General features: G+C 59.3%; 24 protein-coding genes and 2 pseudogenes. 18 read left to right on the top strand and 8 right to left on the bottom strand.

Translation table 11 applies throughout. The annotated features are described in order from the left end of the window. The first annotated feature begins 127 nt into the window (after positions 1 to 127). The 6 genes and pseudogenes from ACILRC_RS08805 (at position 128) to ACILRC_RS08780 (ending at position 4,109) form a co-directional block, all read left to right on the top strand. Complete coding sequence (locus ACILRC_RS08805; RefSeq protein WP_395668985.1) at positions 128 to 436, top strand: hypothetical protein; 309 nt, start codon at positions 128 to 130, stop codon at positions 434 to 436. A 35-nt stretch (positions 437 to 471) separates the two neighbouring features. Next, positions 472 to 1,503 (top strand): AI-2E family transporter, encoded by a 1,032-nt coding sequence (locus ACILRC_RS08800; RefSeq protein ID WP_395668984.1) that lies wholly within the window; start codon positions 472 to 474, stop codon positions 1,501 to 1,503. Positions 1,504 to 1,522: 19 nt separating this feature from the next. Then, positions 1,523 to 2,329: pseudogene (locus tag ACILRC_RS08795) on the top strand (FAD/NAD(P)-binding oxidoreductase); the annotation flags it as partial. After that, positions 2,280 to 2,768, top strand: a complete 489-nt coding sequence (locus tag ACILRC_RS08790) for a flavin reductase family protein (RefSeq protein ID WP_395669032.1) — start codon at positions 2,280 to 2,282, stop codon at positions 2,766 to 2,768. The pseudogene ACILRC_RS08795 and the gene ACILRC_RS08790, both read left to right, overlap by 50 nt. 10 nt (positions 2,769 to 2,778) lie before the next feature. Then, positions 2,779 to 3,366, top strand: coding sequence for a hypothetical protein (locus ACILRC_RS08785; protein ID WP_395668983.1), 588 nt, complete (start codon positions 2,779 to 2,781; stop codon positions 3,364 to 3,366). Next, the gene (locus ACILRC_RS08780) at positions 3,363 to 4,109 is read left to right on the top strand and encodes a class III cytochrome C family protein (protein ID WP_395668982.1); all 747 of its coding nucleotides are present in this window, start codon (positions 3,363 to 3,365) and stop codon (positions 4,107 to 4,109) included. The genes ACILRC_RS08785 and ACILRC_RS08780 overlap by 4 nt, the downstream gene beginning before the upstream one ends. Positions 4,110 to 4,153: 44 nt before the next feature. Here the strand turns inward: ACILRC_RS08780 and arcC are convergent, their stop codons facing one another. The 5 genes from arcC to ACILRC_RS08755 all read right to left on the bottom strand — a co-directional run bounded on the left by arcC (position 4,154) and on the right by ACILRC_RS08755 (position 9,034). Further along, the gene (gene arcC / locus ACILRC_RS08775; protein ID WP_395668981.1) at positions 4,154 to 5,086 is read right to left on the bottom strand and encodes a carbamate kinase; all 933 of its coding nucleotides are present in this window, start codon (positions 5,084 to 5,086) and stop codon (positions 4,154 to 4,156) included. A 13-nt stretch (positions 5,087 to 5,099) separates the two neighbouring features. Further along, positions 5,100 to 6,095, bottom strand: coding sequence for an ornithine carbamoyltransferase (gene argF, locus ACILRC_RS08770; protein ID WP_395668980.1), 996 nt, complete (start codon positions 6,093 to 6,095; stop codon positions 5,100 to 5,102). After that, positions 6,092 to 7,321, bottom strand: coding sequence for an arginine deiminase (locus tag ACILRC_RS08765; RefSeq protein WP_395668979.1), 1,230 nt, complete (start codon positions 7,319 to 7,321; stop codon positions 6,092 to 6,094). The genes argF and ACILRC_RS08765 overlap by 4 nt, the downstream gene beginning before the upstream one ends. A gap of 11 nt (positions 7,322 to 7,332) precedes the next feature. After that, the gene (arcD, locus tag ACILRC_RS08760) at positions 7,333 to 8,814 is read right to left on the bottom strand and encodes an arginine-ornithine antiporter (RefSeq protein ID WP_395668978.1); all 1,482 of its coding nucleotides are present in this window, start codon (positions 8,812 to 8,814) and stop codon (positions 7,333 to 7,335) included. A 73-nt stretch (positions 8,815 to 8,887) separates the two neighbouring features. Continuing rightward, positions 8,888 to 9,034: a lmo0937 family membrane protein gene (locus ACILRC_RS08755; protein WP_395668977.1), complete on the bottom strand. Its 147-nt coding sequence runs from the start codon at positions 9,032 to 9,034 to the stop codon at positions 8,888 to 8,890. 224 nt (positions 9,035 to 9,258) lie between these two features. Between ACILRC_RS08755 and ACILRC_RS08750 the strand changes: the two genes are divergently transcribed. Next, positions 9,259 to 9,522 carry a hypothetical protein gene (locus tag ACILRC_RS08750; RefSeq protein WP_395668976.1) on the top strand — a complete coding sequence of 88 codons (264 nt, stop codon included), beginning with the start codon at positions 9,259 to 9,261 and terminating at the stop codon, positions 9,520 to 9,522. A 146-nt stretch (positions 9,523 to 9,668) separates the two neighbouring features. Here ACILRC_RS08750 and ACILRC_RS08745 read toward each other — a convergent pair whose 3' ends face one another. Continuing rightward, the gene (locus ACILRC_RS08745) at positions 9,669 to 10,493 is read right to left on the bottom strand and encodes a transglutaminase family protein (RefSeq protein WP_395668975.1); all 825 of its coding nucleotides are present in this window, start codon (positions 10,491 to 10,493) and stop codon (positions 9,669 to 9,671) included. 517 nt (positions 10,494 to 11,010) lie between these two features. Between ACILRC_RS08745 and ACILRC_RS08740 the strand changes: the two genes are divergently transcribed. After that, a complete protein-coding gene (locus tag ACILRC_RS08740) occupies positions 11,011 to 11,460 on the top strand; it encodes a hypothetical protein (RefSeq protein ID WP_395668974.1) in 450 nt (149 codons plus the stop codon). Positions 11,461 to 11,848: 388 nt separating this feature from the next. On the opposite strand, the pseudogene ACILRC_RS08735 reads toward ACILRC_RS08740, so the two are convergent. Beyond that, positions 11,849 to 11,995, bottom strand: a pseudogene (locus ACILRC_RS08735) (IS110 family transposase); the annotation flags it as partial. A gap of 137 nt (positions 11,996 to 12,132) precedes the next feature. On the opposite strand from ACILRC_RS08735, the gene ACILRC_RS08730 reads away from it, so the two are divergent. The 9 genes from ACILRC_RS08730 (at position 12,133) to ACILRC_RS08690 (ending at position 16,358) form a co-directional block, all read left to right on the top strand. After that, positions 12,133 to 12,549 carry a hypothetical protein gene (locus ACILRC_RS08730; RefSeq protein ID WP_395668973.1) on the top strand — a complete coding sequence of 139 codons (417 nt, stop codon included), beginning with the start codon at positions 12,133 to 12,135 and terminating at the stop codon, positions 12,547 to 12,549. An 87-nt stretch (positions 12,550 to 12,636) separates the two neighbouring features. After that, positions 12,637 to 12,942 (top strand): hypothetical protein, encoded by a 306-nt coding sequence (locus ACILRC_RS08725; RefSeq protein ID WP_395668972.1) that lies wholly within the window; start codon positions 12,637 to 12,639, stop codon positions 12,940 to 12,942. A 48-nt stretch (positions 12,943 to 12,990) separates the two neighbouring features. After that, positions 12,991 to 13,635 (top strand): hypothetical protein, encoded by a 645-nt coding sequence (locus tag ACILRC_RS08720; protein ID WP_395668971.1) that lies wholly within the window; start codon positions 12,991 to 12,993, stop codon positions 13,633 to 13,635. A 513-nt stretch (positions 13,636 to 14,148) separates the two neighbouring features. After that, entirely contained in the window at positions 14,149 to 14,325 is a 177-nt protein-coding gene (locus ACILRC_RS08715) for a hypothetical protein (RefSeq protein WP_395668970.1), read from the top strand. 64 nt (positions 14,326 to 14,389) lie between these two features. Then, positions 14,390 to 14,584 carry a transposase gene (locus tag ACILRC_RS08710; protein ID WP_395669031.1) on the top strand — a complete coding sequence of 65 codons (195 nt, stop codon included), beginning with the start codon at positions 14,390 to 14,392 and terminating at the stop codon, positions 14,582 to 14,584. A gap of 152 nt (positions 14,585 to 14,736) precedes the next feature. After that, positions 14,737 to 15,090: a hypothetical protein gene (locus ACILRC_RS08705; RefSeq protein WP_395668969.1), complete on the top strand. Its 354-nt coding sequence runs from the start codon at positions 14,737 to 14,739 to the stop codon at positions 15,088 to 15,090. Positions 15,091 to 15,159: 69 nt separating this feature from the next. Then, entirely contained in the window at positions 15,160 to 15,450 is a 291-nt protein-coding gene (locus ACILRC_RS08700) for a YciI family protein (protein WP_395668968.1), read from the top strand. A gap of 70 nt (positions 15,451 to 15,520) precedes the next feature. Beyond that, a complete protein-coding gene (locus ACILRC_RS08695; RefSeq protein ID WP_395668967.1) occupies positions 15,521 to 15,970 on the top strand; it encodes a lysozyme inhibitor LprI family protein in 450 nt (149 codons plus the stop codon). Positions 15,971 to 16,073: 103 nt separating this feature from the next. Beyond that, positions 16,074 to 16,358, top strand: coding sequence for a hypothetical protein (locus ACILRC_RS08690; protein ID WP_395668966.1), 285 nt, complete (start codon positions 16,074 to 16,076; stop codon positions 16,356 to 16,358). Between the two features lie 11 nt (positions 16,359 to 16,369). Here ACILRC_RS08690 and ACILRC_RS08685 read toward each other — a convergent pair whose 3' ends face one another. Beyond that, positions 16,370 to 16,993, bottom strand: coding sequence for a hypothetical protein (locus tag ACILRC_RS08685; protein WP_395668965.1), 624 nt, complete (start codon positions 16,991 to 16,993; stop codon positions 16,370 to 16,372). Positions 16,994 to 17,362: 369 nt separating this feature from the next. On the opposite strand from ACILRC_RS08685, the gene ACILRC_RS08680 reads away from it, so the two are divergent. Continuing rightward, positions 17,363 to 17,848, top strand: coding sequence for a hypothetical protein (locus tag ACILRC_RS08680; RefSeq protein ID WP_395668964.1), 486 nt, complete (start codon positions 17,363 to 17,365; stop codon positions 17,846 to 17,848). Positions 17,849 to 17,989 lie beyond the last annotated feature (141 nt).

The raw sequence follows: 17,989 nt of genomic DNA, 5'->3' as shown, positions 1-17,989 counted from the left end.
GGCCGGGGTCTGTGCGCAATCGCACACCGCAGGCAGGCCATCGCGTGTGTTGGCAAGCGCACAGATGCGTGCGTGGGTGGCCCCTATGCTGGTCTGGCACAACGCACCACTCCACAAGGAAACTTCTATGTCACACCGCGACGACTACACCGAAAAGATGAAGCAAGAACTCGACACCATGCGCGCCAACCTGGACGTGCTGGAAGCGCGGGCACATGAGTACAAGGAGGACGCGCGCCACCTCTACCAAGAGAACGCCGAGAAGCTGCGCCACGAGTTCACGCTGGCCAGCACCAAGTTTGAAGAACTCAAGGCTGCGGGGGTGGAAACCTGGGACACGATGGTTGCCGAAATGGACCGGCTGCGCGACGTGTTTGGCAATTCATACCGCTACTTCAAGTCCCAGGCCAAGTGGTCCGACCCAGCGAAGAAGTAACAACGGCGGTTCGATTGCCGCGGCAACCCAACACCGTGCCCGCGCTGCTGCTGGCTGCGGTCACGCTGGCGCTGTGCTGGGTGCTGTTGCCGTTTTACGGCGCGATTTTGTGGGCGGTCATCATCGCCATGTTGTTTGCGCCGGTCTACCGCAAGTTGCAAACGCGCTTGGGCCTGCAGCGCAATGCCGCAGCCGCACTGGTCATCGTGTTGGTGTTGGTGCTGGTGGTCTTGCCGCTGGTCGCCATTGCTGCGTCGCTGGCGCGCGAGGCTGCAGTGTTGTATGCCCTGATCGAGACTGGCACGTGGAACCCGGTGCGCTCGCTGCGCACCGCGTTTGAGGCCTTGCCCACCTGGAGCACGGCGCTCTTGCAGCATGTCGGGCTGGCCGACTTCGATGCCGTGCAGCAGCAGCTCACAGCAGGCTTGGTGCGCGCCGCCCGCTGGACGGCCACGCAGGCCTTGGGATTCGGGATGGACACCTTCACCTTGTTTGCCAGCCTGGGCGTCACGCTCTACCTGGCATTTTTTCTGGTGCGCGATGGCAGCGATCTGGTGCCGCTGCTGGAGCGCGCACTTCCACTGGCACCGCGCTACCAGAAAGAGCTGCTCTCCAAGTTCATGGCGGTGGTGGGTGCCACCGTGAAAGGCAGTTTGCTGGTTGCCGCCGTCCAGGGCGCGCTGGGTGGCTTGGCCTTTTGGCTGTTTGAGGTACGCGGTGCGCTGTTATGGGCAGTAGTGATGGCGCTGGCGTCCCTGCTCCCGGTGGTGGGCGCGGCCTTGGTGTGGTTTCCGGTGGCGCTGTATTTCCTGGCCACCGGCAGAGCCTGGCAGGGGCTGGTCATTGTGGTGTGGGGGGTGCTGGTCATCGGCTTGGTGGACAACCTGCTGCGTCCGATTCTGGTCGGGCGCCAGGCCCGCATTCCCGACTATGTGGTGATGGTTGCAACGCTGGGCGGCATGGCCGTGTTTGGTGCCAACGGCTTTGTGATTGGACCCACCATTGCGGCCATGTTCATTGCGGTGTGGCACTTGTCCATCGCGTCAAAGAGCAGCCCCGGATGCTGATGCGCTGGCGGAGTCCGCAATGAGCGCACTCGCGCTGCTGCTCACCATCGTGTCGGCCTTGCTGGTGCAGGTGGCCTCAGGTGCGGCGCTTTGGATCTTGCGCAAGCGCAAGGACGGCCTCGCCCTGCGCGCAGCGCCCAGTGCGGCCGACCCATCGGCACTGCCGGTGGCCGCCTGGTCGGGCTGGCGCGACTTTCGAGTCACCGCGCGCACCTACGAAGATGCCGAGCACAGCCAGTGCTCCTTCCACCTTGCGCCGGTCGACGGCCAGACGCTCGCAGATTTTCAGCCGGGTCAGTATGTGGTGCTGCAGCTGGACGTGGCACCGGTGTCGGCGCAGAGCCCCAGCGGCGCGGTGCCCATCACACGCTGCTACTCGCTTTCTGAGCGACCGCACCCATCGGGCTGGCGAATCACGGTCAAGCGCGCTTTGGCACCGCTTGGAGCCCTCGCCCTGCCTGCGGGCCTGGCGTCGGGCTACTTGCTCGACATGGTGCATGTAGGCAGCGTGCTCAAGGCGCGCGCACCAGCGGGCCAGTTCGTGCTCGAGGCAGATGCCAGCGTGCCTGCGGTTTTTGTTGCTGGCGGCATTGGCATCACACCGCTGATGAGCATGCTGCAGTGGTGCCTGATCGAGCAAGCTGGCAGGGCGCTGTACCTGTACTACGGCGTTCGCAGCAGCGCCGACCATGCATTCAAAACCACCCTGGAAACGCTGGCGGCGTCCCACCCCGCATTGACGCTGCAGGTGGTGTACAGCGCCGCTGGTTCGCACGATGTGCAAGGCCGTGACTACCACCACATCGGCTTCATCGATGTGGACTTGCTGCGCAGTACGTTGCCGCTGGGGCGGCACCAGTGGTATCTGTGTGGCCCCCCCGCCTATGCTGGCCAGTCTGGTGCCGGCACTTCGCGCATGGGTGAGCGATCCGCGCGACATTCATCTGGAGGCCTTCGGACCAGCTTCGGTACCCGCCGATCCATCCACGCGATCCGCACCACCGCCGGTGGCCTGGGAGGTGCGTCTGGCCCGTACAGGCCGTACCCTCGTGTGGGACGGGCGGGACGCCAACTTGCTCGATTTTGCCGAGCGCAACGGCGTGCCCCTGGAGTCGGGCTGCCGCGTCGGCAGCTGTGGCGCCTGCCAGACGCGGCTGATGTCGGGCGGTGTGCGCTACCCCGATCCGCCCCAGCACACCATTCCCGCGGGCTGCTGCCTGCCTTGTATCGGCACACCCGCCTCGGCGCTGTTGCTGGACGCTTGAGTCACCCACCATGGCCACCTTGAAAGCCCACCTGTTCAGCCGCGAAGTGTTGCCGTTCTACCTCTCGTTGCTGGCGCTCGCAGTGGCCGCGCTGCTGTGCGATGCGGCGCTGCACCTGCTCGGTGCGGTGTGGGTGGGGCGCTGGCTGGGCATTCCAGGGGTGGTGTTGATCGTGCTGTCTTTGGTGTACTCGGCGCGCAAGCGCAAGCGCATTGCCTGGGGCAAGCCTGCGACGCTGCTGCGCTGGCATGAGTACCTGGCCTGGGCCGGCTCGCTTTTGGTGCTGGTGCATGCGGGCATCCACTTCAATGCGATTCTGGGCTGGCTGGCGGTGTGGGCCATGCTGGTCAACGTGGCCAGTGGCCTGACCGGCAAGTTTCTGCTGGAGCGCGCCAGACGCCGTTTGGAGGCCGCCCGCGCGCAGCTGCGTGCACAAGGCCTGACACCCGAACAACTCGCCGAGCGCACCTACTGGGACAGCCTCACGTTCGATGCGGTCACGCAGTGGCGTTCGGTGCACTTTCCCATCACGCTGGCGTTTGCGGTGTTGGCCGTGGGACACATCCTTGCCGTCATGCTGTTTTGGAGTTGGCGATGAAGGGCCGTTGGCTTTGGCTTGTCATTGTTGCCAACTTGCTGGTGATCGGTGGGCTGGTGTTGGCTTACCCGCACCTGATGGTCGGGCCAGGCCCACTCAGCGCAGGCCATGCCCAGCTCAGCACCGATTGCTTTGCCTGCCATGCGCCCTTGCAAGGAGCCAACGCGGCCCGTTGCGTGGCGTGCCATGCGGTGGCCGACATTGGTGTGCGCACCAGCGCTGGCGTGGCTATCCAACCGGTACCTGCCGCGAATGCAAGCGCAACCAAGGTCGCCTTTCACCAGCAGCTGATCCAGAGCGACTGCACCGCTTGCCACAGCGAGCATGCCAACCCCCGCCTTGCCCCGCGCAGCACCAAACCGTTTTCACACGCGCTGTTGCGAGCGCCAACGCGCGAGGCCTGCGCGTCGTGCCATGCGGCCCCTACGCTGCCCGCGCATCAGCACTTTGGCCCGCAGTGCGCGCAGTGCCACACCACCACAGCCTGGCAGCCCACGACGTTTGACCATGCCAAGTATTTCCCCCTGGAGGGTGAGCACCGTGCCGCTTGCGCTACGTGTCACATCAACAACGTCTATCGCAGCTACACCTGCTTTGGCTGCCACGAACATACCCCCGCCAAAGTGCGCAAAGACCACGAGGGCGAGGTCAGCGGCAATCTGGACAACTGCGTCAAATGCCACCGTGGAGGCGACAGAGAGGGTGAAGGCCGCAGTGAAGGCAACCGGGGTGAGCGCGACTGAGCGTGCCTGGGTCTCAGTGCGGCGCGTGTGGCCGCAGCCCGGCGTCAAGCGCTGGGGCTGACGGTGGTGCCGCTGTCACCTTGCAGCATCGCTTCAATGTGCTGCAAAGATCCAATATGGCAGGGCTTGCCGGTGCGCTGCACAAAGTCGCATGCGGCCAGCACCTTGGGCGCCATGGAGCCTGCAGCGAATTGGTGCTGTGCCAGCTGAAGCGGCGTGACCCGGCCCAACGCGGTCTGGTCGGGCTCACCCCAGTGCAGGTAAACCGCGTCCACGTCGGTGGCAATCAGAAGCACATCGGCGTGCAGCAGGCGCGCCAGCAAGGCCGCACTCATGTCCTTGTCAATCACCGCTTCCACACCCGCCAGCTGCGCCACATCGCCTTGCGTGCTGCGCACCACTGGCACACCGCCACCACCGGCAGCGATGACCAAGGAGCCTTGCGCCAGCAGGGTGTCGATGGCGGCCAGGCCCAGAATGCGCTGGGGCTGGGGCGAGGGCACCACCCGGCGCAGGCCCACACCATCGGCGGCCATGGTCCAGCCGTGCTGGGCGACCAGCGCAGCGGCGGTGGCGGCGTCATAGACCGGGCCGATGGGTTTGGTGGGGTGCGCAAAGGCAGGGTCCGCTGCATCGACCTCCACCCGCGTCACCAGGGTGACCACTTGGCGCCCAGCACCCAGCAGGTTGCCCAAGGCCTGTTCCAGCAGGTAGCCCACCATGCCTTGGGTTTGCGCGCCCAGCACATCCATGGGATAGCAGGGCACCTCAGGGTGCAGGTCGCTGTAGGCCGCGCCCTGCAGCGCAAGCAGGCCCACCTGGGGGCCGTTACCGTGGACCAGCACCAGCGTGTGGTCCACCGCCAAACGGGCCAGTTGCGCGGCTGCGGTGCGTACGTTGGTGAGTTGGTGTTCTGCCGTGGGCGGCTGGTGGCGTTGCAGCAGCGCGTTGCCACCCAAAGCGACTACCACCCGCATGCGCTGCACCACGCTAGCCCAGGGCGGCGACCAGCAGCGCCTTGATGGTGTGCAGTCGGTTCTCCGCCTGGGTGAAAACAATGGAATCCTGCGACTCGAACACCGCGTCGCTCACTTCCATGTGGTCCAGGCCGAAGCGCGCCAGGATGTCCTTGCCCACTTCGGTGTCTGCGGTGTGAAACGCCGGCAGACAGTGCATAAAAAAACTGCGCCGCCCGGTGGCGCGCATCAGCGCCTCGGTGACGGCGTAGGGCGAAAGCGCGGCGATGCGCTCGGCCCACACACCGCTGGGCTCGCCCATGGAAACCCACACATCGGTGTACACAAAGTCGGCACCCTGCACTGCGGCCACCGGGTCGGTGAAAAAGCGCACCTGCGCACCGGTGCTGCGGGCCAGCACCACCATGTCTGCCACCAAGGACGCCGGTGGCTGCAGATTTGGCGGGCAGGCGATGCGCACATCCATGCCCATTTGCACCCCACCCACCAGCAGTGAGCAGCCCATGTTGAAGCGCGCATCGCCCAGGTAGCAAAACGACAGCGCATGCAGCGGGCGGTCAGCGAACTCTTCCATGGTCATCAGGTCGGCCAGCACCTGCGTGGGATGGGCCTCGTCGGTCAGGCCGTTCCACACCGGAACCTTTGCATGGGCGGCCAGCTCTTGCACCACGCTTTGGTGAAAGCCCCGGTACTCGATGCCATCGAACATGCGTCCCAGCACCCGGGCGGTGTCTTTGAGCGACTCCTTGTGGCCCATTTGGGAACTCACCGGGTCGATGTAGGTCACATGGCCACCTTGGTCGTGCACCGCCACCTCAAAAGCGCATCGGGTGCGGGTGGATGCTTTCTCAAAAATCAGCGCAATGTTGCGGCCTAGGAGTTGCTTGCGCTCGGTGCCCTGCGCCTTGGCCGCTTTGAGCTCCACCGCCAGGTCGATCAGGTAGCGGATCTCGGCGGAGCTGAGGTCTTGCAGGTCCAACAGGCTGCGGTGGTGCAGGTTGGGGCTCACAGCGGCTCCCGGTCGATGGGGCAGCTCATGCAATGGCTGCCACCGCGCCCGCGTCCCAGCTCGCTGCTGGGCAGGGTGATGACTTCCACCCCGGCCTTGCGCAGCAAGGTGTTGGTGTACACATTGCGGTCGTAGGCCATGACCACGCCGGGCGCGATGCACAGCAGGTTGTTGCCATCGTCCCACTGCTCGCGTTCGAGCTCAAAGGCGTCGCCGCCCGTGGCCACGGAGCGCAGGGTTTTGAGACCCAACGACGCAGCCACCACCTCCAGAAACGGCTTGGTGGCGGTGCGAACGTCCAGCGCTCCCGCCACCTTGCCCGGCCGGATGCTGTGCACCCGGATAGCGTCCACCACCGGTGGGAAGTAGGTCACCAGGTCGGCATCGCAGAAGGTCAGCACCGTGTCCAGGTGCATCGCACCGCGGGACTTGGGCAGTTGCGCGGCCAGCACCTGCGTGGCCCCGCCCTGCGCGAACAGTGTGCGCGCCAGCTGGGCCACCGCCTGCGGCGCGGTGCGCTCGCCCATGCCGATGAGCACCACCCCGTTGCCAATGGGCAAGACATCGCCGCCCTCCAGGCTGGCCCAGCCGTGGCTGCGGTCGGGCTCGCCCCACCAGTGCGTCAGGGGCTCGACCAGCGCTCCGGAAAACAGCGGGTGGAACCGGTAAATCGCTGCCACCAGCAGCGTCTCTTGCTGCCGCGCTGGCCAGTACATGGGGCACAGCACCACGCCCTTGCCAATCCAGCAGGAGCTGTCCCGCGTGAACAGCGAATTCGGCAGGGGCTCCAGCAGCATGTCGGACGGGGCACTGACGGCGATTTGCAGGCCCTGGGTGTGTTGCGCCACATCGGCGCGGGAGACTCCGCCCACCAGCACCTCGGCCAAGGCCATGGGCGGCAAGCCGGTGAGCCAAGGGCGCAACACGGTGGCAGCCTCCTGGTCCACAAAGTCCGAGCCCAGCATGCGCTCCAGCAACCAGGCCAGGGCCACTGGGTCGGCCACGGTGGTGGCCAGCAGATCGTGCAGTTCCAGTACCTCGATGCCGCGCTCGGTCATGGCAGAGGTGAAGGCGTGGTGCTCTTGCGCGGCCTGCTTGACCCAGATGACATCGTCAAACAGCAGGCGGTGGCAGTTGGCCGGCGTCAGGCGCCGCTGCGCCAGGCCGGGGCGGCACACCATCACACGGCGCAAGCGGCCGACTTCAGAAAAAATTCCGTGTTCCATAGCGTGCAACCCTAAAGTGCCAGGCTGCCGTTGCCCAGCATGGCAACAGCAACCACGGCCAATAACACCAATGCGGCCAGAGCAATCTTTTCAGCGCTGGTAAAGGCAGGCTTTGTCAGCCCCCGGCGCGCCCCGTAATACAGCGCCGCTCCGGGCGCGTACAGCACCGCACTGAGCAGCACATACTGGAGTCCGGCGGCGTACAGCAACCACACGCAGTACACGCACGCCAGCGCGGCCACCGGCAGGTCTGCGGCCCGGTGTTGGGACGAGCCCGCCGGTAAGCTGCCTTCACCCCGCCAGGCGGTGCGCAGCGCGAACGCGGCGCTCCACAGGTAGGGCAGCAAAATCATGGCGGTCGACAGCGAAATCAGCGCCAGGTAGGACGCATTGGAGAACAGCGTGATGAGCAAAAAGACCTGCACCATGCCATTGGTCAACCACAGTGCGTTGGCCGGCACACCGTGCGGGTTCTGGCGGGTCAGCCAGCGCGGCATCACACCCTCGTTGGCTGGCGAGAACAGCGACTCTGCCGCCAGCAGCGTCCAGGCCAGCAAGCCCCCACCCACCGACAGAATCAGGCCCACATACACCAGCACCGCGCCCCAGTGGCCTACCACCTGCTCCAGCACCGGTGCCATCGACGGATTTTTCAAACCAGCAAGCTGCGGCTGCGACAGCACGCCCATGGACAGCAGCGAGACCGCCATCAGCAGCGCCAGGCAGATGCCGTAGCCGATCACCGTGGCCCGGCCCACATCGGCGCGGCGTTTGGCGCGCGAGGAGTAGACGCTGGCGCCTTCGATGCCAATGAACACCCACACAGTCACCAGCATCGTGCTTTTGACCTGCTCCAGCACCGGTGGCAGGGCTGCATTGCCCCAAAAGTCCAGGCTGAAGGTGCTGGCTTGGAAGGCCACCACCAGCACCGCAATAAAGACCAGCAGCGGCACCACCTTGGCCACAGTCACCATGCCGTTGAGCACCGCCGCGCCCTTGATGCCGCGCAGCACCATGAAGTGCACCAGCCACAGCACCACCGACGCGCCCACGGTGGCCGCTGGCGTATTGCCATCGCCAAACGCAGGAAAAAAGTAGCCCAGCGCACTGAAGGCCGCAACCAAATAGCCCACATTGCCAATCCAGGCGCTGACCCAATAACCCCAGGCGGAGTTGAAGCCCACGTAGTCGCCTGAGAGCGCGCGGGCGTAGGCGAACACACCGTTGTTGAGCAGGGGCTGGCGCAGCGCCAGCATCTGGTAGGTGAGCGCGAGCATCAGCATGCCAAAACCGCTGATGCACCACGCAATCAGTACCGCACCGGCACCGGCACCACGCGCCATGTTTTGTGGCAAGCCGAAGATGCCACTGCCCAGTACCGAGCCCACCACCAGCGCCACCAGCAAGCCCAAGCCCAGGCGCGCTGGTGTATTGGGGGCCTGCGGGACCTTCAGTGCAACAGCAGGGGAGGGGGCGGAAGGTTCAGCGGGCATGGCAACTCCTGGTGGGGTGAAGGCGCGCAGTGTTGCGTTGGTTGGCCGCTGGGTCTGTGCGCTAGCGAACGCGCTAAACGCGGCGTCCCTGTATCAGCCGAACCGCAATGACGATGACCGCCAGCACCAGCAGCAAATGCACAAAACCCCCCATGGTGTAGGACGACACCAGACCCAGTAGCCAAAGGAATACCAGAACGACGGCAATGGTTTCAAGCATGGGGTTCTCCAAACGAAGGTGACAAACAAGCTGCCACTGTCGGGCGCACGGGTGGTGGTGTCGGTGCGCTGGCGCACGTGGGCGTTGAGTCTTCTTGGGCTGGCGCAAATGAATGCCACCGCAGGGTGTTGTGCCGCACAGACCCGCAGGCTGTTGGGGCGCACGATGGCCCGGTGGGTATGCAAACACCCACGCATATGCAACCCTCACTTTGAAAGCACACCATGACCTTGACCACCAGCAAATCGACCGACCCCGTAGGCACACAAACCCCGGCACAGCACCACCAAGAAGCCGGCAAACATCTGCAATCCGCTGCCACCAGCCATCTGGCCGCAGCAAAGATGCACGGCTCGGGCGACACCAAGGCTGCCGACCAGCACGCCAAGACCGCCAGCGAGCACACCGCCCAAGCGGCCCAGCATGTGTCCCAGGTGGAAAAAGCGGTAGCTCCTACCGACGCAGCCAAGCCCAAGCAGTCCACCTAAGCCCCAGCGAAAGCGCGCTGCCAGCGTGGCACAGGTTGATGCCTGCGCCACGCTGGTGGTCTTGCTTGTTGCGGGCCGAGCTGTGGGAAGAGACCGTGCACCGCAATGGTTGCGCATGCGCGGATTGGGCCCGGCGCGTGCCGGCTCTAGGTGGTGCTGGGTACCACTTCGTCGGCCCACACCCGAAAGTGCTCCAGTGTGTTGGGGCCAAAGGTGTTAGCCAGTGCCACATCGCAGGCGTCGCGTCCCCGCGCCATCAGCACGCGGCCCATGCGGGGGCTGTTGTTGCGCGCATCGAAGGTGTACCAGCGTTCACCCAGGTAGGCCTCAAACCAGCCGGCAAAGTCCATCGGCCCGGGCGCAGCCGCGATCCGGATGTCACCCAGGTAACCGGTGCAGTAGCGCGCGGGGATGTTGAGGCACCGACACAAGGCAATGGCCAAGTGCGCGTAATCCCGGCACACACCACGCTGCTCGCGGTAGGCCTCCCACGCGGTGCGGGTGCGCCGCGCGTGCGCGTACCCAAAGGTGATGTGCCGGTGCACAAAGTCGCAAATCGCCTGCACCCGGCCCCAACCCGTGGGGCCGTTGCCAAAGTGCTGCCATGCGGTTTCATAGAGCAAATCGGTCTCGCAGTAGCGGCTGCCCAGCAGGTACAGCAGCGCGTCGTCGGGCAAGTGCTCTACCGGGACTTGCTGTGCCCAGGGTTCGTACGCATCTGGCGCGCCGCTGTCACGCACCCAGGCATCGGTGGTCAGCGTGAACAGCCCCGCCGGGGCGACCAGCCGGGTGCACCAGTTGCCAAACAGGTCGTGGTAGCCATGTTGGGCCACCTCAGGGTAGCTCACGATGCGGTCGGGCTCGCGCAGGGAAGCAAAGCGTGAGTGGTGCACGTTCAAGCACAAAACCATGGGGTTGGGCTGCTGGCACAGATAGCGCATCTCGAAGCCCACGCGCATCAGCAAATCCATCGCAGCGCCTCATGCAGGGTGCAGGGTCTGGGCCCAGGTGGTGTTGGACGTGGTTGCGGCATACGCCAAGGTAAATGGCGCAGCCCTTCGGGTCAGTGCGCTACCGAACATAAGGCGTCCTGTTTTGCCGCGACGCATCCACGCGGTGCACCTGGAAGACTTTCTTTGCAAGGTTGATTTCAGCCGTTACGATTGCCTTGATTTCCCGTTCCAGAACAAAAAGGGAGTTGATGAAAAGATTTGCCTGTTCATCGTGGCACTGCGTTGCCGAAAATCGCAACTCCTATGGGACGCGGCTTGGCCTTGCTCTTTCGGGAAGTGTTCGGAGAACTTGCAGGAAGATTTGTAGGTGGTTTCCTGTCGTCTGCAAATGGAGCGGCATTTTGCCTATTTGGCTATCGTGTTCTCAAATAGCGCAATGCTTAACAGGCCGCTGTATCGGGCCGCTTGCGGCGTCCGCTGAGCTTTATCGTTAGAACGCAATTATCAAAAACTAGCAAATAATTAAGGGGTGAAGATGAAAAATGTAGTGCTTGCTGCTTTATTGCTTTTTGTTACAACTTCAACCTTCGCTCAGCCGTTACCGTGTACATCATTCTCAGGGATCCCCGTGCCCTACATTTCAGATCCGACGCTAAATAATGTTGGAGTCGCCCACACTATGCAAAATGGCCAGCCGATTATTGTGATGAATCCAAATGTAGTCGGCCCTTTGCCAGATTATGTGCGTCAGTTTTGGTACGCCCACGAGTGCGCGCACCATGCCCTTCATCCAATGCAAAACTCGGAGGTCAATGCAGACTGCTACGCAATAAAGGCGATCCGCAACATTGGAATTATTTCAAATCAACAACAGATCAGTACTTTGCTTAACCACATTTCTACCCTACCGGGAAACATAATGACAGGTCATCTTCCAGGCCCGGCACGTGCCCAGAATCTGTATGTGTGCTTTGCAACCCCATAATTTTCCATTGCGCATCAGCGATGCAGTTGCGCCCTAACCCGCCAGTCGAGAGGGATGGACACAAGCTGCGCTTGTGGTTCTGTTCGCTCCGGCCGCCCTTCACTTCTACTACAAGGGCTTCCCCATCTTTGTCAAACACAAACCCATCGTGGTTGAACCGCACAGCGATTGACCACGAAACCCAGATTCACTTTCACCCAATATCACCCGTGCTCTGAGTCGTTGCCTGTGGTGTGCAAGGCATGTGGACCGCGAGGCTACAAACGGTCATTGGTGCAAGTTCAATCTTGCGGACCCTGATGAAAGACGTGCGCCGGGGACTCCACTCGTTAGTCGAGACTCAAAGCTGCTTGCGCAGCCCTGTGGATCTTCTTGAAGTTGAAGTCCAGAGACAGGGCAGCAAGTTGCCGATAAGTTCGAGCATCTTGGCGCGTGGTACTTCAGGTCGCACCAGCGCGGGTTTGCCCAATTCATCCACGCCGTGCACCGCAAAGACGTTCTTTGCAAGGTCGATTCCAACCGTTACGATTGCCATGACTTACCCTTCCACTCAACAGTTGAGTTGATGAAAAGATTCGCATCTCCATCGTGGCACTGTGTTGTCGACAACCGCAACCCCTACGGGTCGCGGCTCGCTTGGGACGGGGAAGTCCCTTTCATTCGTTAAACATCATGCGCCGCCTCACAAACACACTCATATTTGCACTGATGGCCGGGACCTGCTTTGCGCAGGCTAAACCATTTGCATCGTGGCTTATATCGCCCGGCGAAACAAAGAGCGCAGCCGTTGAGGTATGGCCTGAAACAAGCGGTGAAAAGCAATCTTTTTGGCGGCTTGTTTCATCGAGTGGCACGATTTTGGCTGAAATGAAGCAGCCTATGGTGCCTTCTGGCTACACCCTTAACTATGGTGAATGCAAAGTTAGCGGTGTCCTTCGGTATGACACCATTGCAATAGTGCGCCACTCTTCACAAAAGGAGTGGTCGAGCGATCTTCGCGGAGTCTGGATCCCTGATGAAAACGCCAAATCCTTCGTTAAGGCACAGTCAAAGTTGGTAAAGTGCCGCAACGAAAGTTATGGTGTTTAACACTTCGCTCGGCGCGGACACGCAACCAAAGGCCGCCGCTTCGCGGCACAGGTTGCGTTCCGGGCGGCGCCAACGTTAAAGCGCACGATGAAAACAAGCGTCAATCTCCTGCCGGACACCGAAGTATCTAGCGAGGTGGCTGATTCAGAGGCCCACAACGTTCGAGTTCGAGTCGATGGCGGGAATCAAGATGTCTACCTTGAATGCTCCAGCCGCGAGGCGTTGTATGAATTCGGCAAAGCGCTTATGTGCGAAGCGCTGTATGGGAGTGGTCAAGGGGAGTTCTATGCACTCGGTCAGGAAGGTAAATGGCTTGTTGTAAACGGCGCGCGGTTGACTGCGGACAGCTCTCGCCTTTTTGTTTTTACTCCGCAGGGTGGGAGTGAGCTTTAACATGCCGCTCCTTCCGATCGCCTGCGGTGCCGGCTGAGCGGCGGCGTTATGCCCACTGATACAGCACCCTGGATTCGCGACAGCGAGCATGGCTGCGGCAGAGTCCTAATACCTCGCTCGCCCTGGACAAATGACCTTGCCGCCGTGATGCATTCCGAGAATATTTCGGCGCTGAGGCTGAGCCATGGAGCGGGCTTTCGTGGTGATTTCATTGAGTTTGTAAGAGAACTCCCGTTTCTGACGAGCTTGGAGATCTACTCGACTGACGTTCAGGACGTATCCCCAATTCAATACCTTGAAAACCTCGAAGTCCTAGGATTGAAAGTGAAGTCTGTAAGGGGTCTAAGTGATTGGCGCCCACCATTGCGGATCGCGCTTCTGACGTGGTGTAAGAACCTTTCCTTCGTATTTGGAAGGGATATGGTCGAGTATCTGAATATTCAGAACTATCCCTGCCAGGACCTTAATTCATTAGAACTCCTGCAGTCCCTGCGTCGTCTTGCATTGACTTCAGGGAAGCTCAAATGTCTCGATGGAATTGGAAAATTGGAAATGCTAGAGCATCTTGATCTGTATAACTGTCCAAATTTGCTCAGCATCGCGGATGCTCGCGCAAAGAGTTCCATTAAACATCTGGAAGTCGAGAACTGTCGACATGTGTCGAAAGCCAAATTGTTGGAATACCATGCATAACAAGTTGTTCGTCGCGGACATGCAGCAGCAAAAGGCCGCTACGCGGCGTGTGCTGCCTGTCGGACAACGCCAACGTTAAACCGCACTAAGCAAACGATCATGTCAGGACCCTTTCTCAGCCGATCCGCCATCGTGGATGTGATCAAAAGCGAAGAGCGCACGAATGCAATTCAAAAGCGCAATGGCACTGATCATCCGGTAAGGTTCACCGTATGTGGTTGTCCGGATCCCAATTGCGGTGGATGGCACACGATCGAAACGGATCGCACAACTCCGACGCCTGAGGAGTGCGCGGCAATCATCAAGTCAGACAACTCGGTGCGCAAACTCAAGAAGCCTGGCCAGCGACAACTGGCCACGGATAGAGGTTTAACATGACAATCGACGCGGACCCACAACAGCATGCTGCGGCTCCGCCGCTCATGTTGGTGGTCGCGTCATCTTCACGTTGAGGCTGTAAAAAAAACCTTTTCTGGCACGCCCTTTGCGATCCCCTTTGGCAAGGAGATCACCATGGCCCGCTACAAGCCCCAAGACCACAACAGCCTGCTGCTACCGGTCGTGTTGTCAGAACAAATCATCCCCGGCAGCTTTGCCTTTGCACTGAACTACCTGGTCGATCACGAACTCGACCTTGCACCCCTGGATTGCCCGGTTCAAGAACGACGAAGTCGGCGCCAGTGCCTATGACCCGCGCGTGATGCTGAAGATCGTGCTGCTGGCCTATAGCCAAGGCTTGATCTCTAGCTGAGCCATCGACTCCCCCAGAGGCAGGAAGCTTTGCAGCCAGCGCATTGGCACCGTGGAGCCGGTGTTTGCCAACATCCGGCACAACAAGCGCTTGACCCGCTTCAACCACCGAGGGCGCGAGAAGGTCAACACGCAGTGGAACCTGTACTGCATGGTGCACAACATTGAGAAGTTGGCACAGACGGGGTATGCGCAGTAGCGGTATATGAGGTGCCAGCATGCGCTCAATCGCTGCAATTTGCGGCAAACTGTGGGCATGAGCAACACCAACCCTTTTCAGAAGCCGTGCGATGCGATGGGCGTTGTACGGGCTTGGAGCTGTGGGGTTTTTTTACAGCCTCGTTAGCACCCATGACGCCAGCCGAAACGATCCAAGCCTTTGCAGCCGCCTTCGTAAATTTGGAGTTCCGTGAACGCTTCGTACACGAAGCCATGAAGAAGCCTGAAAAGCTACATGAGCGGGTATGCCATCGAATTGAAGAATTGTTCCCGCAGCAATACAAGAATCAATCAGTGCAATTTGACGAAATGGCGCATTGCCTTGTGCTGGGATTGAGGCGAGGGCTTCAAGAAACGACTTGGCGAGAGGCATACAAACAGACTGGCCTAGGTGGTGGTCTTCTGATCATCGACATGTCGGCAACGAAGTTTTATGCTGAGACGGAGGGAAACCCCAGGTCGGAAGTGTGGGCCGGTGGGCGCTAACCAATCAATGCAGCGGATGCGCCTTTTGCAGTCCGCTGATTTCTATCGTTATCAGGATGAATTGCACATATGAGACTTGTTGCTTACTTCAAAGACAAGCCCGGAATGATGGCACGTCGTGCCAAGTACGAGCAAGATCATTTGGATTACCTTGAAAAGCACCAAGGTGAGATTCGAATTGCTGGAGGCTTACGACCAGAACCCGGTGGAGTGTTTGTTGGAGGGCTCTGGGTGATGGAGGTTGAGTCTTTCGAACGAGCGGAAGAAATCATCAAGAATGATCCTTACTATTCTCCAGAACTGCGTAGCTATGATTTACTCGTCTGGGGTAAAGCGCATAAGCGAGATGTTGTACTCTAGTCCTCATAACAAATCATTCCAGTGGGCAGCCTGCGGCAGCCACTGAATTCAAAAGTTAAGGTTCAAAGAGATGTGGAAAATTCTTGCGATTTTATTTATGGCGGTGCCAACAGCATATGCCATTGAAGACGGAGATTCTTGCTCGTCTTCAACAAAGTTGCCGACAAATTTCACCTGCTTTGACAGAAAAATCTATGATTGCCGGTCGCCGCAGGGGTTAATGGGCTATGTCGCATGTGGCGAGCAGAAGCAAAAACGTCTTGAAACCGAGATGAACCTGCGTTATCAAAGACTGCTCAAGTTATATGTCGAAGGGAAATCAGAGAACGGCGAGAACTTCGATCAAGCACGCGCATCGCTGATAAAGTCACAGTCTGCGTGGCGCCAGCTTGCTGACGCAGATTGCGACTTAGAAGATAGCTTGCTCGGGACAGGAAATTCAAGTGCTGGGATCATGTCAGACTGCAGAATTGGCCATATTCAACAGAGAATATTAAGGCTAAAGCAGCTAGGCCAATAGAGATGTTGTACAGGACGAACTTGAAAACTTTGCATTCTGCTTTAATTGATTGCCCCAGTAGAATGCTTGCTTGTATTGTTGAGCGTCGACTTTAAAACTCATGATGGATGCACCAATCTTTCGGCCTATCTCAATGATATCGATTGGTATTCTTGCCGCCATGCTTGGCGCGGCGGGGGCGGCTGTCGTTGCCATAGCGATCAGTTTCCTTATCGCCTTCTGCCTTGATTACGGGAACACCTATGAGGCAGGCGAAACCAACTTCGGTTTAGGCATGTTGATGTTCTCTGCCGCCGCCTTCGTATTTCTCATACTTGCCCCCGTGTTTGCATGCCGGTTTTTCCGCCTATTGAATAAGCGATTTGGTCCTGCGGTCAATCAAAGCTGACTTTTGTTCGGTTAGTTTTCGAACCTGAAGTACTTTCGAATCGTCGCGGGGAACTCTCCGCTCTTTGGCTCGGCATAAACAATAGGCGCTCCAGGCTCGCCACCAAATATTTGGCCCACTACTGCTGCGACAACACCGGCGGAAAGCCCATGAAAAAACGTATATTGAACTGCCATATCAAAAGATTTATCTCCTTTACTTGAGGGCTCTTCTTTAGAGTTCTGGAGAGCGATCTGATTAAGTTGACGCTGTACATCTGCGAGTGTAGGGCCCGCTAGACATTTCCCGTTAGGATAGCCATATGCACGAGGCAAGACAGCAGCATTCGAGGGCATCCAAACCCCTCCGCGGCATAACAAAAAGTCATTTCTAACCTTGAAGTAAACAGCGCCAACATAGAACTGTCCTAATGCATTTTGTTTCTCAAGTTTATAGTCCCCAGCCACAACGCAAACCTCCTCATCTTTGCTGCCACCTCCCGGCACCATGTAACAAGCATTGACCGGCAGCGAGACCACTGGGGACGTGACCTTCGGCGAGGCTAAGTCAAGCGTTTGGGGTTGAGGAGTGGAGCATGCAGATATCATAACTACCGTTAGAGAAAATGCAGCTAGATTGAAAAAGTGGAGTTTCATAATTGAATGCAAAACAGAAAAATCTATTACCTGTCACAGTTACTATACTTTGAAATATCGTACACCACGTAGTTGTATCGTGTAGCGCCAAGTGACCGAGCGGAGTGCGGTTGGCCTCAATGTAAACTCCGTCACGGCGCGCGTCAAGGTATTTGTCTGAACCAACTCATCCACGCTGTGCATCGCAAAGAAGTTCTTTCCTAGGTCGATTCCAACCGGTACGATTGCCATGACTTAACCTTCCAGAGAATCAAATGAATTGATGAAAATTCGTGCCTGTTCTTCGTGGCACTTCGCTGCCATTAACCGCAACTCCAGCGGAATGGGGTTTGCTTGGGGTGAGGAAGTACCTCTCATTTGTTGGGTCCAATGAATATGTCGTTCAAGGAAGAGCATGCGCTTGAAACTTATAGGTCCCTCATCTCCGTATCAATGGAGGGACTTAAGAGTCTGCTTCTAGTCAACGGTGGCGCAGTGGTAGCGGTAGTAGCCTTCTTGGGCCAATCATCTCTGGGCCCCGAGCTTTCAACTCATTTTTGGTGGCCGCTCGGTTTTTTCATCGCCGGACTGACACTTTGCGTTCTTGCTTTTGTGGGTTCGTATGCAACTCAGCTCGCGCTTTTCAACGAAAGGCTCAATCACGCATACAAAGGCCCGCGACACATGGTTTGCGCTTGGGCAACTGTTTTGCTAGTTTTTCTGTCTATCGTGACCTTTGCTATGGGAGCATTTTCAAGCGTTTACGTGCTGTCAGAGGGCAATATAAGCGACGTGAAAGCAGGAGCAAAAGGCGACGAAACGAAGTCTGCTCAGGCTTTTCCCAGCAAGCCAGTAACTCCAGCAGCAAGTAAGTGAAAGGCCCCCGATGTGTTATGGGAGTGTGGTGGACCTAACTGGGCGCATATGCACTCCCCGCAACCGCAAGGGACTGACCGATAGTTTGGCTGTTGCGGATGCGCCTGCAGTCCTATATCCGGTATCTAAAGTGGACTCTGG

The organism is Rhodoferax sp. (assembly GCF_044236835.1).
GTDB lineage: Bacteria > Pseudomonadota > Gammaproteobacteria > Burkholderiales > Burkholderiaceae_C > Allorhodoferax.
The sequence above is the reverse complement of the archived record's forward strand: the minus strand, read 5'-3'. Positions and strand labels throughout refer to the sequence as shown.